Source organism: Streptomyces harbinensis, from assembly GCF_900116145.1.
Lineage (GTDB): Bacteria > Actinomycetota > Actinomycetes > Streptomycetales > Streptomycetaceae > Streptomyces > Streptomyces carpaticus.
This window is the reverse complement of the sequence record NZ_FPAB01000001.1, coordinates 860,860-877,135: the sequence shown is the minus strand read 5'-3', so window position 1 is coordinate 877,135 and position 16,276 is coordinate 860,860. Positions and strand designations below refer to the sequence as shown.

15 protein-coding genes are annotated in these 16,276 nt (G+C 74.3%); 11 read left to right on the top strand and 4 right to left on the bottom strand.

The window, feature by feature from the left end:
* The first annotated feature begins 128 nt into the window (after positions 1 to 128).
* The 3 genes from BM385_RS03930 (at position 129) to BM385_RS03920 (ending at position 3,804) form a co-directional block, all read left to right on the top strand.
* A complete protein-coding gene (locus BM385_RS03930; protein WP_026047669.1) occupies positions 129 to 1,478 on the top strand; it encodes a M16 family metallopeptidase in 1,350 nt (449 codons plus the stop codon).
* A gap of 20 nt (positions 1,479 to 1,498) precedes the next feature.
* Positions 1,499 to 2,923, top strand: a complete 1,425-nt coding sequence (locus BM385_RS03925) for a M16 family metallopeptidase (RefSeq protein ID WP_380979332.1) — start codon at positions 1,499 to 1,501, stop codon at positions 2,921 to 2,923.
* Between the two features lie 203 nt (positions 2,924 to 3,126).
* Entirely contained in the window at positions 3,127 to 3,804 is a 678-nt protein-coding gene (locus BM385_RS03920; RefSeq protein ID WP_093842174.1) for a GntR family transcriptional regulator, read from the top strand.
* Positions 3,805 to 3,963: 159 nt separating this feature from the next.
* Here the strand turns inward: BM385_RS03920 and BM385_RS03915 are convergent, their stop codons facing one another.
* The gene (locus BM385_RS03915) at positions 3,964 to 4,245 is read right to left on the bottom strand and encodes an HPr family phosphocarrier protein (RefSeq protein WP_026047671.1); all 282 of its coding nucleotides are present in this window, start codon (positions 4,243 to 4,245) and stop codon (positions 3,964 to 3,966) included.
* 111 nt (positions 4,246 to 4,356) lie between these two features.
* On the opposite strand from BM385_RS03915, the gene BM385_RS03910 reads away from it, so the two are divergent.
* From BM385_RS03910 to BM385_RS03895, 4 genes are all read left to right on the top strand, one after another.
* Entirely contained in the window at positions 4,357 to 7,077 is a 2,721-nt protein-coding gene (locus BM385_RS03910) for a bifunctional acetate--CoA ligase family protein/GNAT family N-acetyltransferase (RefSeq protein ID WP_093842173.1), read from the top strand.
* Positions 7,078 to 7,156: 79 nt separating this feature from the next.
* On the top strand, positions 7,157 to 7,744 hold the full coding sequence (locus tag BM385_RS03905) for a DUF5998 family protein (RefSeq protein WP_093842172.1): 588 nt from the start codon (positions 7,157 to 7,159) through the stop codon (positions 7,742 to 7,744).
* Positions 7,741 to 8,946, top strand: a complete 1,206-nt coding sequence (locus tag BM385_RS03900; protein ID WP_093842171.1) for an alkaline phosphatase family protein — start codon at positions 7,741 to 7,743, stop codon at positions 8,944 to 8,946. The genes BM385_RS03905 and BM385_RS03900 overlap by 4 nt, the downstream gene beginning before the upstream one ends.
* Before the next feature lie 17 nt (positions 8,947 to 8,963).
* The gene (locus BM385_RS03895) at positions 8,964 to 9,635 is read left to right on the top strand and encodes a thymidine kinase (RefSeq protein WP_019435143.1); all 672 of its coding nucleotides are present in this window, start codon (positions 8,964 to 8,966) and stop codon (positions 9,633 to 9,635) included.
* Between the two features lie 13 nt (positions 9,636 to 9,648).
* On the opposite strand, the gene BM385_RS03890 is transcribed toward BM385_RS03895, so the two are convergent.
* Positions 9,649 to 10,446, bottom strand: a complete 798-nt coding sequence (locus BM385_RS03890) for a VOC family protein (RefSeq protein WP_026047674.1) — start codon at positions 10,444 to 10,446, stop codon at positions 9,649 to 9,651.
* A 129-nt stretch (positions 10,447 to 10,575) separates the two neighbouring features.
* Here BM385_RS03890 and BM385_RS03885 point away from each other — a divergent pair, with 129 nt between their 5' ends.
* The gene (locus BM385_RS03885; protein WP_093842170.1) at positions 10,576 to 11,394 is read left to right on the top strand and encodes a sulfurtransferase; all 819 of its coding nucleotides are present in this window, start codon (positions 10,576 to 10,578) and stop codon (positions 11,392 to 11,394) included.
* 189 nt (positions 11,395 to 11,583) lie between these two features.
* Here the strand turns inward: BM385_RS03885 and sepH are convergent, their stop codons facing one another.
* Positions 11,584 to 12,567 carry a septation protein SepH gene (sepH, locus tag BM385_RS03880; RefSeq protein WP_093842169.1) on the bottom strand — a complete coding sequence of 328 codons (984 nt, stop codon included), beginning with the start codon at positions 12,565 to 12,567 and terminating at the stop codon, positions 11,584 to 11,586.
* A gap of 470 nt (positions 12,568 to 13,037) precedes the next feature.
* On the opposite strand from sepH, the gene BM385_RS03875 reads away from it, so the two are divergent.
* Positions 13,038 to 14,165, top strand: a complete 1,128-nt coding sequence (locus tag BM385_RS03875; protein ID WP_093842168.1) for a ferrochelatase — start codon at positions 13,038 to 13,040, stop codon at positions 14,163 to 14,165.
* Positions 14,166 to 14,193: 28 nt separating this feature from the next.
* Positions 14,194 to 15,012 (top strand): inositol monophosphatase family protein, encoded by an 819-nt coding sequence (locus BM385_RS03870; protein WP_019435148.1) that lies wholly within the window; start codon positions 14,194 to 14,196, stop codon positions 15,010 to 15,012.
* Positions 15,013 to 15,106: 94 nt separating this feature from the next.
* Here BM385_RS03870 and BM385_RS27030 read toward each other — a convergent pair whose 3' ends face one another.
* Complete coding sequence (locus tag BM385_RS27030; RefSeq protein ID WP_019435149.1) at positions 15,107 to 15,277, bottom strand: hypothetical protein; 171 nt, start codon at positions 15,275 to 15,277, stop codon at positions 15,107 to 15,109.
* A 342-nt stretch (positions 15,278 to 15,619) separates the two neighbouring features.
* On the opposite strand from BM385_RS27030, the gene BM385_RS03865 reads away from it, so the two are divergent.
* Entirely contained in the window at positions 15,620 to 16,273 is a 654-nt protein-coding gene (locus tag BM385_RS03865) for a response regulator transcription factor (protein WP_019435150.1), read from the top strand.
* Positions 16,274 to 16,276 lie beyond the last annotated feature (3 nt).

The window sequence follows — 16,276 nt, the reverse complement described above, 5'->3', positions numbered from 1 at the left end:
TGTGGCCCGACCCACCGACAGCCCGAATCCGACCCGGCCGCGGTCCCGTACCGTACGGGAACTTCACACCTTGCGGCCTACCTTGCATAAGGTGACACATGTCTCGACCTCGACAGCGAAGGGACCTCATGCCCATGGCCCACACGGCCACCCCGCAGGAGCGCACAGGCGGGCTGACAGCGACCGAGCACAAGCTGGCCAACGGGCTCAGGGTGGTGCTCTCCGAGGACCGGCTCACCCCGGTCGCCGCGGTCTGCCTCTGGTACGACGTCGGCTCGCGCCACGAGGTCCCCGGCCGTACCGGACTGGCCCACCTCTTCGAGCACCTGATGTTCCAGGGCTCGGCACAGGTCAAGGGCAACGGCCACTTCGAGCTGGTCCAGGGCGCCGGGGGCTCGCTCAACGGCACCACCAGCTTCGAACGCACCAACTACTTCGAGACCATGCCCGCCCACCAGGTCGAACTGGCCCTGTGGCTGGAGGCCGACCGGATGGGCACCCTCCTCACCGCGCTGGACGAGGAGTCCATGGAGAACCAGCGCGACGTCGTCAAGAACGAACGCCGCCAGCGGTACGACAACGTGCCCTACGGCACGGCGTTCGAGCGGCTGGTCGCCAAGATCTACCCCGAGGGCCACCCCTACCACCACACGCCCATCGGCTCGATGGCCGACCTGGACGCCGCCTCCCTGGAGGACGCGCGGGAGTTCTTCCGCACCTACTACGCGCCGGGCAACGCGGTGCTCGCGGTGGTCGGCGACATCGACTCCGCGCAGACCCTGGCGTGGATCGAGAAGTACTTCGGCTCCATCCCGCCGCACGACGGCAAGCAGCCGCCGCGCGACGGCGCCCTGGACGGCATCATCGGCACCGAACTGCGCGAGACCCTGCACGAGGACGTGCCCTCCCGCGCGCTGATGGCCGCCTACCGGCTGCCGCAGGACGGCACCCGGGCCGCCGACGCCGCCGACCTGGCGCTCACCGCGCTCGGCGGCGGCGAGTCCTCCCGGCTGCACAACCGCCTGGTACGCCGTGACCGCACCGCCGTCGCCGCCAGCTTCGGCATGATGCGGCTGGCCGGCGCCCCCTCGCTCGGCTGGCTCGACGTCAAGACCTCCGGCGAGGCGCGCATCCCCGAGATCGAGGCGGCCGTCGAGGAGGAGCTGACCCGCTTCGCCCAGGAGGGCCCCACGCCCGAGGAGATGGAGCGCGCCCAGGCCCAGCTGGAGCGCGAATGGCTGGACCGGCTGGCCACCGTCGGCGGCCGGGCCGACGAACTGTGCAAGTACGCCGTGCTGTTCGGCGACCCGCAACTGGCGCTCACCGCCGTGCGGCGGATCCTGGAGATCACCCCCGAGGAGGTGCGCGAGGTGGCCGCCGCCTGGCTGCGCCGCGACAACCGGGGCGTCCTGGTGTACGAGCCGACGACCGCCGCCGCCGAGGCGGACCACGACGACAGCGAAGGGGCCCAGCGGTGACCGACGCGATCTCCCCCACCATGGACCTGCACCCGCGACCGGCCGGCGGCGAGCCCAAGCCCTGGGCCTTCCCCGCCCCCGAGCGGTCCACCCTGGCCAACGGCCTGACGGTGCTGCGCAGTCACCGCCCCGGCCAGCAGGTCATCGCGGTCGAGGTCAACCTCCTCGCCCCGCTGACCGCCGAGCCCGCCGGGCAGGAGGGCATCGCCACCATCATGGCCCGCGCCCTGTCCGAGGGCACCGACAAGCTGGACGCCGAGGAGTTCGCCGCCGAGCTGGAGCGCTGCGGCGCCACCCTGGACGCGTACGCCGACCACCCCGGCATCCGGGTCTCCCTGGAGGTGCCCGCCTCCCGCCTGGTCAAGGCCCTGGGGCTGCTCGCCGACGCGCTGCGCGCGCCCGCCTTCCCCGAACACGAGATCGACCGCCTGGTGCACAACCGGCTGGACGAGATCCCGCACGAGCTGGCCAACCCCGCCCGGCGGGCCGCCATGGCGCTGTCCGCCGCGCTGTTCCCGGCCGACCACCGCATGTCGCGGCCCCGGCAGGGCACGGCGGAGAGCGTACGGCGCATCGACGCCAAGGCGGTGCGCGCCTTCTACGACGCCCATGTGCGGCCCTCCTCCACCACCGCCGTCGTGGTCGGCGACCTCACCGGCGTCGACCTGGACGCGGCGCTCGCCGACACCCTCGGCGTGTGGCAGGCGGAGCCCGCCGTGCCGTTCACCATCCCGCCGGTCACCGCCGACGACACCGGCCGGGTCGTCATCGTGGACCGGCCCGGTTCGGTGCAGACCCAGCTGCTGCTCGGCCGGGTCGGCACCGACCGGCACGACCGGGTGTGGCCGGCGCAGCAGCTCGGCACGTACTGCCTGGGCGGCACCCTCACCTCCCGGCTCGACCGGGTGCTGCGCGAGGAGAAGGGCTACACCTACGGGGTGCGCGCCACCGCCCAGGTGCTGTACTCCGCCGCCGACGGCACGGGCCTGTCGCTGCTCGCCATCCACGGCTCGGTGGCCAGCGACGTCACCGGCCCGGCGCTGGCCGACCTGTGGCAGGTGCTGCGCACGCTGGCCGAGGAAGGGCTGACCGACGAGGAGCGCGACCTCGCCGTGCAGAACCTGGTGGGGGTGGCGCCGCTGCGGTACGAGACGGCGGCGGCGGTGGCCAACACGCTCGCCGACCAGGTGGAGCAGGAGCTGCCGGACGACTTCCAGGCGCAGCTCTACCAGCGGCTGGCCGAAACCGGCACGGTGGAGGCCTCGGCCGCCGCCGTGAACGCCTTCCCGGCGAACCGGCTGGTCACCGTCCTGGTCGGGGACCGGGAGCAGATCGAGGGCCCGGTGCGGGAGCTGGGGATCGGTGAGGTCACGGTGCTCAGCGACGGCGACGGCGACGGCGACGGCGCCGGCGAGACGGAGGGCGCCGCGGCGGACGAGGTCTGATCCGGCCCGCGCCCGCATGTGCCACCACCGCCCCGGCGACCCTCGCGGCGCCGGGGCGGTGCCGTGTCCTGAATTCACGCCACGGCCGAAATCCAGCCCCTTTCCCGGGGGCCCTATCGGCATTCCGGCGCCCTTGCCATACAGTGCGATCAGCACCGGTGGAAACGCAGAAGGCTTCCCCGGACATGGCAATGGGGGTTTTGATGCGTATCTCCGCGCACACGGTATGCACGGCGATTCGTGACGACATTGTCAACGGTGTGCTGCCGCTGGGCTCCCGGCTCGCCGAGGAACAGCTGGCCCAGCGCTACGGGGTCTCCCGGGTGCCGGTGCGCGAGGCGCTGCGCACCCTGGAGTCCGAGGGGTTCGTGGTCTCCAAGCGGCACGCCGGGGCCTGTGTGGCCCAGCCGGGGGAGCGGGAGGCCGCCGATCTGCTGGACATCCAGGCGCTGCTGGAGCCGCTGGGCGCGGCCCGGGCCGCCCAGCGGCGTACCGAGGCGCATCTGAAAGTGCTGCGCGGCCTGGTCAGACTGGGGCGGCAGCGCGCAGGTCAGGGGCAGGAGGGCGACCTGCGGTCGCTGGGCGACTGGTTTCACGAGACCGTCGCCCAGGCCACCGGGAGCCCCGCGCTCACCACGCTGCTCATCCAGCTGCGCCGCAAGATCACCTGGCTGTACGCGGCCGAGCCCGTCGGCCGCGCGGTGGCCTCCTGGCAGGAGCGCGGCGCGCTGGTGGACGCCATCGCCCGGGGCGACGCGGAACGCGCCCGGGTCCTGACCACCGCCCAGCTGGAGCGCGCGGCCCCGGCCCGCAAGCTGCCGCGCACCACCCCCGCGCAGCCCTGGAAACCTGCCGTAAACACGGGGCGCGCCCAGATTTAACGCCGGTCGTATACACCTGTGACGAGCGGCTGGGAATTCTCCGGAAACATTCCCGGGCGCATTTCTTGCTGCCCGATTTCACGGCGCCGGCACAAAAAGACGGCGGAGTGGTGTCGCATCCCGTGCGAAAACCACTCCGCCGAAAAGAAGGCGTACCCTTCAGACGGTTTCCGGAAGCTCCTCGAGGCCCTCGGCGACCAGCTTCGCCAGCCGGTCGAGCACCGCCTCGGCCTCGGCCGCCTCGGACGCCAGGACGACCTCCTCGCCGCCCTCCGCCCCCAGGGACAGGACCGCCAGCATGGAAGCGGCGTTCACCGGGGCGCCGTCCTTCTTGGCGATGGTGACCGGGACGCCGGCGGCCGTGGTGGCGCGGACGAAGATCGAGGCGGGCCGGGCGTGCAGCCCTTCCGCCCAGCCGATGGTGACGCGGCGCTCAGCCATGGTGTTGCCCTTCAAACTCGGACGGCCCCGCAAGGCCTGTCATGCGTGGTTCCAGCACGCACGGAGACGTTCGGCATCCCGTACGGCTGCCCTCAACCGTACGCTGAAGCCATGCCGACACCCGAACAGCCTGTCTATCCCGCCCACTGGGAGGCCGACGTGGTGCTGCGGGACGGCGGCACGGCACGGATCAGGCCGATCACCCCCGACGACGCCGGGCGGCTGGTCCGCTTCTACGAACGGGTCTCGGACGAGGCGAAGTACTACCGCTTCTTCGCCCCCCACCCCCGGCTGTCCGACAAGGACGTGCACCGCTTCACCCACCACGACTACGACGACCGGGTCGGCCTCGCCGCCACCGTCGGCGACGACTTCCTGGCCACCGTCCGCTACGACCGCGTCGACGAGCACGGCCGGCCCGCCGCCCGCCCCGGGCCCGGCGGCGGGGGCGCGCCGAGGGCCGACCGCGCCGAGGTCGCCTTCCTCGTCGAGGACGCCCACCAGGGCCGCGGGCTGGCCTCCGCCCTGCTGGAGCACATCGCCGCCGTCGCCCGCGAGCGCGGCATCCGCCGGTTCGAGGCCGAGGTGCTGCCCGCCAACCGCAAGATGATCAAGGTGTTCACCGACGCCGGCTACTCCCAGCGGCGCAGCTTCGCCGACGGAACCGTGCACCTGACCCTCGACCTCGAACCCACCGCCGCCTCGCTCGCCGTCATGCGCGCCCGCGAGCAGCGCGCCGAGGCCCGCTCCGTCCAGCGGCTGCTCGCCCCGCGCTCGGTCGCCGTCGTCGGCGCCGGCCGCGGGCCCGGCGGCGCGGGCCGCGAGGTCCTGGGCCGGCTGCGGGCCGGCGGCTTCACCGGACCGCTGTACGCCGTCAACCACGCGCTGCCCGAGGGCACCACCGAGCTGGCCGGGGTACCCGCGCACCGCTCGCTGCGCGGCATACCCGGGCCGGTCGACCTCGCCGTGCTCGCCGTCCCCGCCGAGCAGGTCGACCGGGTGCTCACCGACTGCGGCGAGCACGGCGTGCAGGGACTCGTGGTCCTCTCGGCCGGCCACACCGAGGAGGCCCAGCGCGCCCTGGTGCGCCGCGCCCGCTCCTACGGGATGCGGCTGATCGGCCCCGGAGCGTTCGGCGTCCTGAACACCGCCGAGGACATCCGGCTCAACGCCAGCCCCGCCCCGTACCTGCCGCCGCCCGGCCGGGTCGGGATCTTCACCCAGTCCGCCGCCATCGCCATCGCCGTCCTGGACGAGCTGGAGGGCTCCGGCGCCGGACTGTCCACCTTCATCTCGGCCGGGAACCGCGCGGACGTCTCCGGCAACGACGCCCTCCAGTTCTGGGACGAGGACCCGGCCACCGACGTGGTGCTGATGTACCTGGAGTCGCTGGGCAACCCGCGCAAGTTCACCCGGCTCGCCCGCCGCACGGCCGCCGCCGGCAAACCCGTGGTCGTGGTGCGCGGCGGCCGGCACAGCGGCGGCGCGCTGCCGTCCGGGCACCTGGTCCCCGCCACCCATACCCCCGAGGACACCGCCGCCGCGCTCATCCGGCAGGCCGGGGTGATCGAAGCCGGGACCGTCACCGAACTCGTCGACACCGGCGTCCTGCTCGCCGGCCAGCCCCTGCCCACCGGCGGACGCGTCGCCGTGCTCGGCAACGCCGAGGCGCTCGGCCTGATCGCCCACGACGCGTGCCGCGCCCAGGACCTCACCCCGCTCACCGGCGCCGCCCTGCCCCCCGGCGCCGGCCCGGCCGAGTACCGGCAGGCCCTCGGCGCCGCCCTCGCCGACCCGGACACCGACGCGGTGGTCGTCACCGCCGTCCCCACCGGAGCCCCCGGCCTCACCGCCGACGCCCTCGCCGCCGCCCTGCGCACCGCGATCGACGCCGCGCCGGAGCGGAAGATACCCGTGGTGGCCGCCCATCTCGCCATCGACGGGCTGGCCACCGCCCTCAGCGCCCGGGGCATCCCCGGCTACCCCTCCGCCGAGCGCGCCGTCCGCGCCCTCGCCCACGCCGTACGGCACGCCCGCTGGCGCGCCGACGCCGCCGACCCCGGGACGCTCCCCGCCTTCGACGACATCGACGAGGCCGCCGCCCACCGGATCATCACCGCCGCGGGCCCCGCCGAGGCGGCCGGCCGGCACCCGCTGGCCCCCGACCGCGCCCACCGGCTGCTCGCCGCCTACGGCATCACCGTCCTGCCCGCCCTCCCCGCCCCCGACCCGGACGCCGCCGCCCGCGCCGCCCGCCGGCTCGGCTATCCGGTCGCCCTGAAGACCACCGCCCCCGGGCTGCGGCACCGCGCCGACCTCGACGGCATCCGTCTCGGCCTGGCCACCGAGGGCGAACTGCGCCGCGCCCACGCCGAACTGGCGGCCGAACTCGGCTGGCTCGGCGCCCCGCGCCCGGTCGTCCAGGCCATGGCACCGCGCGGCGTGGACACCGTGGTGCGCGCCGTCGCCGACGCCTCCGTCGGCGCGGTCCTCTCCTTCGGCCTGGCCGGCCCCGCCTCCGAACTGCTGGGCGACATCGCCCACCGGCTGCTGCCGGTCACCGACCGCGACGCCGCCGCCCTGGTGCGCTCCATCCGGGCCGCTCCCATGCTGTTCGGCTGGCGCGGCGCCCGCCCGGTGGACACCGCAGCTCTGGAGCAACTCCTGCTGCGGCTCGGCCGGCTGCTGGAGGACCACGCGGAGATCGCCGCCGTCCATCTGGAACCGGTCGTCGTCGCCCCGCGCGGGCTGAGCGTGCTGGCCGCCTCGGTGACGCTGGCACCGCCCCCGCCGAGCCCCGACCTCGGTCCGCGCCGGCTGCCCGCCTACTGACACCCGCACCGGCGGGCGGACGGCACGTACCCGGGCAAGGGGCCCATGGGTGTCGGTGGCGCCCCGTAGGATGGACTCCATGGCGAAGACCGGTACGACATCCCAGGGGTTGCGGGAGGCGATCGAGCGCAGCGGCTACTACCCGGCGCTGGTCGCCGATGCGGTGGAGGCGGCCGTCGGCCGCGAGGCCGTGGCGTCCTATCTCGTGCACCAGGAAACGACGTTCGACAGCAACGAGGTGCGCCGGCACGCCACCGTCCTGGTGCTCACCGGCACCCGGTTCATCGTCAGCCACACCGACGAGCAGTCCGCCGACAGCACGGCGCCCGCCCCGTACGCCACCACCTCCACCGAGTCCGTGAAGCTCGACCGGATCTCCTCGGTGGTGCTCAGCCGCGTCGTCTCCAACCCGCAGTCCTACAAGCCGGGCACCCTGCCGCGCGAGGTCGTCCTCACCATCGGCTGGGGCGCCGTCTCCCGCATCGACATGGAGCCGGCCAACTGCGGCGACCCCAACTGCGAGGCCGACCACGGCTACACCGGCTCCACCACCGCCGACGACCTCTCGCTGCGGATCAGCGAGGCGGGGGACGGGCCGGAGACCGTCCGCCGGACCCTGGAGTTCGCCCAGGCGCTGTCGGAGGCCACCGCGGTGGCCGGCACGTGACACGCGTCCCGGCTCACGATCACGCACCGGACCCCGTACCGCTGGACCCGCGCGCGGCCCCGGCGCCCGCGTACGGAGCCGGGTCGCTCGCCGATCTGCTGCCCGCCGCCGTCCCGGAGCTGCGCTCCCCGCACGGCGGCACCGGGTTCGAGCTGCCGCCCGCCGACCGGGTCGCGGTCTTCCTCATCGACGGGCTCGGCTGGCAGGCGCTGCACGACCACCCCCATCTCGCCCCGTTCCTCACCTCGTTGCTGCCCACCTCGGGCGGCGGCACGGGTACCCCCATCACGGCCGGCTTCCCGTCGACCACCGCCACCTCGCTGGCCTCGGTCGGCACCGGGCTGACCCCGGCCGCGCACGGCCTGGCCGGCTACAAGGTGCGCGATCCCGAGCGCGGCGTCCTGATGAACCAGCTGCGCTGGAACCCGTGGACCGAGCCCGCCCACTGGCAGCCCCACCCCACGGTCTTCCGGCGGGCACAGGCAGCCGGGGTGGAGACCTCGCAGGTGTCGGCGCCGCACTTCGCCCACACGCCGCTCACCCAGGTCGCCCTCAGCGGCGGCACCTTCATCGGCCGGCTGGACGCGGGCGAGCGGATGGACCTGGCGGCCCAGCGGCTGGCCGCCGCCGACCGCACCCTGGTCTACACCTACTACGCCGAACTGGACGGCGCGGGCCACCCGTTCGGCATGGACTCCGAGGCATGGCGCGGCCAGCTGCGCTACGTCGACTCGCTCGCCCAGCGCCTCGCCGAGCAACTGCCGCCGCGCAGCGTGCTGTACATCACCGCCGACCACGGCATGGTCGACGTGCCGCCCGGTGAGGAGTTCCGGCACGACTTCGACGAGGACTGGGAGCTGCGCGCCGGGGTGGCGCTGCTCGGCGGGGAGGGCCGGGCGCGTCATCTGTACGCGGTCCCCGGCGCCGCCGCCGACGTGCACGCGGTGTGGCGCGAGGTGCTGGCGGACGAGGCGTGGGTGGTGACCCGTGAGGAGGCCGTCGAGCTGGGCTGGTTCGGCCCGCCGGGCACCCCCGTCGAGCCGCGGGTCGCGGACCGGATAGGCGATGTGGTGGTCGCGATGACCGGCAACCACGCCGTCACCGCGACCACCACCGAGCCCAAGGAGTCCGCGCTCATCGGCATGCACGGTTCGCTCACGGCCGCCGAGCAGTTCGTCCCGCTCCTTGAAGTACGCACCTAAAGGGAAACAACCGATCCGTGGCTGAACTCGCCTTCTTCTCCGGCACGATGGACTGCGGGAAGAGCACCCTCGCACTCCAGATCCAGCACAACAGGTCCGCGCGCGGCCTGTCGGGCATGATCTTCACCCGCAACGACCGGGCGGGGGAGGGGCGGCTCTCCTCCCGGCTCGGGCTGGTGACGGACGCGGTGGAGGCCGACGAGTCCTTCGACTTCCACGTCCACCTGGTCAAGCACCTCACGGCGGGCGGCCGGGTGGACTACGTGATCGCGGACGAGGCGCAGTTCCTCTCGCCCGAGCAGGTCGACCAGCTGGGCCGGGTGGTGGACGACCTGGGCATCGACGTCTTCGCGTTCGGCATCACCACCGACTTCCGCACCCGGCTCTTCCCCGGCTCCCAGCGGCTGATCGAGCTGGCGGACCGGGTGGAGGTGCTCCAGGTGGAGGCGCTGTGCTGGTGCGGCGCCCGTGCCACCCACAACGCCCGGACGGTCGGTGGCCGGATGGTGGTCGAGGGCGCCCAGGTGGTGGTCGGGGACGTCGGTGACCCGGCGGGCGCCCGCGGCGAGGTGGGGTACGAGGTGCTGTGCCGGCGCCACCACCGGCGCCGGCTCACCGCCGCCACGGCGGGTGCCGGGGCGCTGTCGCCCGAGGTGCTCCCGGTCGACAGCGCCCGCGGCGCCGGCTAGCCCTCCGCGCCGGTCAGCCCTCCGCGGGCCGCCGCCGGCTCGGGTCCACCAGGGCGAACGGCGCGCCCTCCGGGTCCTCCACCGCCGCCACGACGCCGAACGGGGTGTCGTGCGGCTCCTTCAGCAGCCGCCCGCCCAGCTCGCCGACCCGGACGGCGTCCCGGTCGAGATCGCGCACCGAGAAGTACGTCATCCAGTGCGGCCCCCGGTCGTGCGGCAGATCGGAGCCGACCCCGGCGATCCCGGCCACCGAACGGCCGCCGAGCCGCAGCGTCAGATGGTCGGTGCCCTGCGGCAGCGCCGGGGTGGGCACCGCCTCATAGCCGAAGACCATCGAGTAGAACTTGCTGACCAGCGACGTCTCCGGCGTGATCAGCTCCGTCCAGGCCGGGGCGCCGGGGGTCTCCTGGAACGGCGCACCGTGGTACGTACGCCCCTCCCAGACCCCGAACGCGCCACCGCACACATCCGCGGCGATGGCCAGCCGCCCCACCTGCTGGGCGTCCAGCGGGCCGACCGCCAGGGTGCCGCCGCAGTCGCGGATCATGGCGGTGGTGGCGTCGGCGTTGGCGGTGGCGATGTACGGCAGCCAGGCGGAGGGACGCTGCAGATCGGCCGCGATCTCCCCGACCCCGGCCACGGGGCGCCCCTCGTGCAGGGCGCGGACATACAGGCCCAGCTGCCGGGGCCCTTCCTCGAACTCCCATCCGAACAGGCTCCGGTAGAACTCCTGGCTTCCCGCCAGGTCGTGCACCATCAGACTCGCCCAGCAAGGTGTGCCCGGTCTGGGTGGAGCCGCTCCTACGGTCATGCTCGTCTCCTTGTGACCCTCATCGATGCGGTCCGGCGTACGCCGGTGCCGCTCATCTCCAGTGTCCCCTGATCAAGGTCCCTACCGCTATGGCGCCTCGCCATGCCTGTTCGGCGCGAGAATGGTGGGATGAGCGTGCTGATCACGGCGGCCGACCTCGCGGCCGACCTCTCCGAACCGGTCCTGCTCGACGTCCGCTGGCAGCTGGGCGGCCCGCCGGGACGCCCCGCCTACGAGGGCGGGCACCTGCCCGGGGCGGTGTACGTGGACCTGGACACGGAACTGGCGGGCCCGGCGGGGCCCGGCGGGCGGCATCCGCTGCCGGACCCGGAGGCGTTCGGCGCGGCGATGCGCCGGGCCGGGGTGCGGGAGGGCCGCCCGGTGGTGGTGTACGACGGCGGGCAGGGCTGGGCGGCGGCGCGCGCCTGGTGGCTGCTGCGCTGGGCGGGCCACCGGCGGGTCCGGGTGCTGGACGGTGGGCTGGCCGCCTGGGAGGGCGGGCTGACCCGCGAGGTGCCCGTGCCGGAGCCCGGCGACTTCGTCCCCAGGCCCGGTGGCATGCCGCTGCTGGACGCGGCGGACGCGGCCCGGCTGGCCCGGGAGGGGCTGCTGCTGGACGCGCGGGCGGGGGAGCGGTACCGCGGCGAGGTGGAGCCGATCGACCCGGTGGGCGGGCACATCCCCGGCGCGGTGTCCGCGCCGACCACGGAGAACGTGACACCGGCGGGCCTGCTGCGGGCCCCGGGCGAGCTGCGGGAGCGCTTCACGGCGCTGGGCGCGGCGGAGGGCACGCCGGTGGGCGTGTACTGCGGTTCGGGGGTCTCGGGCGCCCACACGGTGCTGGCCCTGGCCACGACGGGCATCGAGGCGGCGCTGTACGCGGGCTCGTGGAGCGAGTGGACGGCGGACCCCACCCGCCCGGTGGCGACCGGCCCGCAGCCCGGCTGAGCGGTCCGCGGGCGGCCGGCGGCCCCGTCCACCCGCGCCGTGTGCGGGCGGGGCCGCCCGTTCGGCCCGGATCGCCCGCCACCGGGAGACCTCGGCGTACGGCGGCTGGGCAGGTGGTACGGCCCGGCCCGGCCGCGAGTGCGCGACCACGCCACCCGGGACACCGGCCCCCGCCGGGCCCCCTGCGGCTCAGTCCTTCTTCTTGCGGCGCGTCCCGAAGACGATCTCGTCCCAGCTGGGGACCGCCGCCCTGCGGCCCGGACGGACGCCGTCCGCCTCCGCCTGGCGGTCCGTGCTGCCGGTCAGCCGGTCGCGGTGGCCGGCCACCGTGCGCGGCATCAGCACATCCGCGTACGCGGAGCCCGCGCTCGCCGCCGAGGCGGGCGGCTCCACGGCCGCCTCCTCGGCGACCGCCTCGTCCGGCGGATCCTCCGGGCCCGCCAGGTCGGGCACCACCAGGTCGCCCCGGAAGCTGGGCACCGCCTCCAGCAGGCTGGTCAGCGAGTCCGGCTCGCTCTCCGGCTGCGGCCGGGGCGGCGCCGAGCCCTCCCGGGGCAGCCGGGCGATCCGCGGCACGAACGGGGTGCTCGGCTCCGGCGGGTCCTCGCTCTCGCCCAGCAGCGCCCGCGCCTCGTCGTCCACGGCCTGCACCAGCCGGCGCGGCGGGTCGTACATCCAGCTCGCGGAGTGCGTCTCCCCGGCCACCCGGTAGACCAGCAGCACCTCCCAGGTGCCGTCGTCCCGGCGCCAGGAGTCCCAGCGCACCGCGTCCTTGTCCGCGCCGCGCAGCATCAGCCGCTCGGCGACCGCGTCACCGAGCTGCGGCCCGGCGCTCTCGCCCGGGCGCCGGACGGGGGTCTTGCGGGCCCGCTCCGCCATGAACGCCCGCTCGGCCAGCACCGGGCCCTCGAAGCGCCGCACCCGGTCCACCGGGATGCCGGCGAGCTGGGCGACTTCCTCCGCCGTGGCCCCGGCTCGTATCCGCGCCTGGATGTCCCGGGGGCGCAGGTGGTTCTCCACCTCGATCTCGATCTGCCCGAGACGCGCGCGGTCGTTGCGCACCGCGGCCCGCAGCCGCTCGTCGATCGGCAGGGTGTATTCCGTGTTGTCGGCAGCCTTGAGCACCAGACGTGTGCCGTCGTTGCTCACGGCCACGACACGCAGTTCGGGCACGAGGACCTCCCGGTGTGCCTGCCGACGTCACGTACGTCGCTGCTCCGCTGGACGAGTGTGACCTGCCCGGGTGCAGCCTGCCACAACCTTGCCGACTTGCCCGGCGTGTCGGGCCAGGGCCCGCCACCTCCGTTGTGGCACAGTCACCACTTTGCCACGTGTGGTGACCGGCGCGGATGTGGCGATCCGAGCGGTCCGGACAGGGGCTGAGGCCAGGAATGTTCACACTACTCCATTAGGGCCACGGGGGTGGGGCGCCGCGCCGTGGAAGTTCTCCCCGGACAAGGGAGTTGACGGAGGAACAACAGATCACATTCCGGTTACTACCCAGCTCAATCAGGTGAAAACGGATGCGCCGCTGACGAGGCCGCCGCCCACCGGGCCGTGTTCCCGGGTGGAGTACAGCGGTGTCCGGCACCCGGGGGAACCTCGGACCCCGATCGTCCGGGGCGGGTGGCAGGATCGGGGGCATGGATCGCGCGCGAGACCCCCACCCCTACGACGCCCTGCTGCTGCTGTCCTTCGGCGGTCCGGAGGGCCCGGACGACGTGCTGCCCTTCCTGGAGAACGTCACCCGGGGCCGCGGCATCCCCCGGGAACGGCTGGCCGAAGTCGGCGCCCACTACCACCTCTTCGGCGGGGTCAGCCCGATCAACGGCCACAACCGCGAACTGCTGGCCGCCCTGCGGAGCGACTTCGCCGAACACGGCCTCGACCTGCCGGTCTACTGGGGCAACCGCAACTGGGCGCCCTATGTGACCGACACCCTCCGGGAGATCGTCCGCGACGGCCACCGCCGGGTGCTCACCCTGGCCACCAGCGCCTACTCCTCCTACTCCAGCTGCCGCCAGTACCGCGAGGACCTGGCCGGTGCGCTGGCCGCCCTGGCCGAGGAGGGCCTGGACCTGCCCCGGGTCGACAAGCTCCGGGTCTACTACAACCACCCCGGCTTCCTGGAGACCATGACCGACGGGGTGCTGCGCGCCCTGGACGAACTGCCCGCGGACGTCCGCGAGGGCGCGGTGCTGGCGTTCACCACCCACTCCATCCCCACCGCCGCCGCCGACACCTCCGGACCCCCGGCCGGTCACGGCGACGGCGGCGCGTACGTTTCCGAACACATGGACGCCGCCCGCTGGATCGCCGAAGCCCTGGCCGAACGCACCGGGGTACGGCGCCCGTGGGAGCTGGTGTACCAGTCGCGCAGCGGCGCCCCGCACATCCCGTGGCTGGAGCCGGACATCTGCGACCATCTGCGCACCCTGCACGAGGCGGGTGCCCCGGCGGTGGTGATGGTGCCGATCGGTTTCGTCTCCGACCACATGGAGGTCCTCTACGACCTCGACACCGAGGCGCTGGCGGTCGCCGCCGAACTCGGGCTGCCCGCCGTGCGCTCCGCCACCGTGGGCACCGACCCCCGGTTCGTGGCGGCCGTGCGCGACCTGGTGCTGGAGCGGGCCGCCACCGAACGCGGCGAGCAGCCGCAGCGCTGCGCCCTGGGCACCCTCGGCGCCGGCCACGACGTGTGCCCGGTGGGCTGCTGCGCCGCCCGCACCCCCCGCCCGGCCGCCGCGGGCGCCGACAGTCCCTATGCCTGACACCGAGACCACCGAGGAGCCCCGGCCCATGCCCGAGTCCGTGTCCCCGTCCGAACTGCTCGACCTCGCCCGGGAGGCCGGACGGCGCGCCGGCCTGCTGCTGCGGGACGGGCGGCCCGCCGACCTGGGGGTGGCGGCCACCAAGTCCAGCCCCATCGACGTGGTCACCGAGATGGACATCGCCGCCGAGAAGCTGATCACCGGCTATCTGTCCGAGCACCGGCCCGAGGACGGCTTCCTCGGCGAGGAGGGCGGCAGCAGCGCCGGCACCAGCGGGGTGCGCTGGGTCGTCGACCCGCTGGACGGCACCGTCAACTACCTCTACGGGCTGCCCCAGTGGGCGGTGTCCATCGCCGCGGAGTACGAGGGGGAGGTGGTGGCCGCGGCCGTGGAGGCGCCGATGCGCCAGGAGTCGTACTACGCGGTGCGCGGCGGCGGCGCCTTCCGGGTGCTCTCCGGCGCCGCGCCGGAGAGGATGCGCTGCCGCCCGGCGGCCCCGCTGGACCGCGCCCTGATCGGTACCGGGTTCAACTACGTGGCCCGTGTGCGCACCGCCCAGGCGGCACTGGCCCAGCGGCTGATCCCGCAGGTGCGGGACATCCGGCGGTCCGGCTCGGCGGCCATCGACCTGTGCGATGTCGGCGGCGGACGGCTGGACGGGTTCTACGAGCGCGGCCTGCACCCCTGGGACCTGGCCGCCGGCGATCTGATCGCCCGGGAGAGCGGTGCCCGTACCGGCGGCCGGCCGGGCCTGGTGCCCGACGGCGAGCTGACGGTGGCGGCCACCCCGGCCGTCTTCGAGGTACTGCAGCCGCTGCTGGAGGACCTGGGCGCCTGGCACGACTGACGGCGCGGGCGCGCCGCCCCCGCCGGGGCGGCCGGCACCGCACGACAAGGGCCCCGGGAGCGCATGGCTCCCGGGGCCCTCACCCTGTTCCGTGTCAGACGGCGGAGCCGACCTGCACACCGTGTTCCGCGGCCAGCCGGCGGAGATCGTCCAGCTCGGCCTGCTCGACATCCACGGTGAACACGTCTCCTGCTTCACGAGCGCGGTGCAGATCGGACTCGGTGCTCTCGATGCGCTGCAGGATTCCAGTGGTGAACGCGTCCATGGTGCGCCCCCTCGTCTTCGATCGGCGGCACTGGGGAGGTGCCGGGGTGGGTGCGGTCACGGCGGGCCCGACCGGTCGGCAGCACGCGTGGGCTTGCCGCCTTCAGGGGGGTGATCGCGGGGTGTCCTGGGGTCTTCCCCGGCCCTTCCGGAGCGGAAACCTGCGCCCCCGGGAAAAGTCCGCATGCCGCCCGCGGGCCACCCGGATGTCACCGCCGCACCACCGTCCCGTCACCCGGGGTGCCCGCCGGTCCCTTACCACCGGTTTACCGCCGGGCGAGGCAGGATGGAGCGGGGAGCCTTTCCGGGCTCCCGTCGGGCTGTGCGAGGAAGGACCAGGGACGTGCGCGTACTCGTCGTCGAGGACGAGCAGCTGCTCGCTGACGCGGTGGCCACCGGGCTGCGCCGGGAGGCCATGGCGGTGGACGTGGTGTACGACGGTGCCGCCGCCGGGGAGCGCATCGATCTCAACGACTACGACGTGGTCGTGCTCGACCGCGATCTGCCCCTGGTGCACGGGGACGACGTGTGCCGCCGGATAGTGGAGCTGGGGCTGCCCACCCGGGTCCTCATGCTGACCGCCTCCGGTGACGTCAGCGACCGGGTGGCGGGCCTGGAGCTGGGCGCGGACGACTATCTCCCCAAGCCGTTCGCCTTCACCGAGCTGGTGGCCCGGGTCCGGGCGCTGGGACGGCGCTCGGTGGCGGTGCTGCCGCCGGTGCTGGAGCAGTCCGGCATCCGGCTGGACCCCAACCGCCGGGAGGTCTTCCGGGACGGCCGGGAGATCCATCTGGCGCCCAAGGAATTCGCCGTGCTGGAGGTCCTCATGCGCGGTGAGGGCACGGTGGTCTCGGCCGAGCAGCTGCTGGAGAAGGCCTGGGACGAGAACGCCGACCCGTTCACGAACGTGGTCCGGGTCACCGTGATGACGCTGCGCCGCAAGCTGGGCGAGCCTCCGGTGATCACCACCGTGCCGGGCGCCGGATACCGGATCTGACCG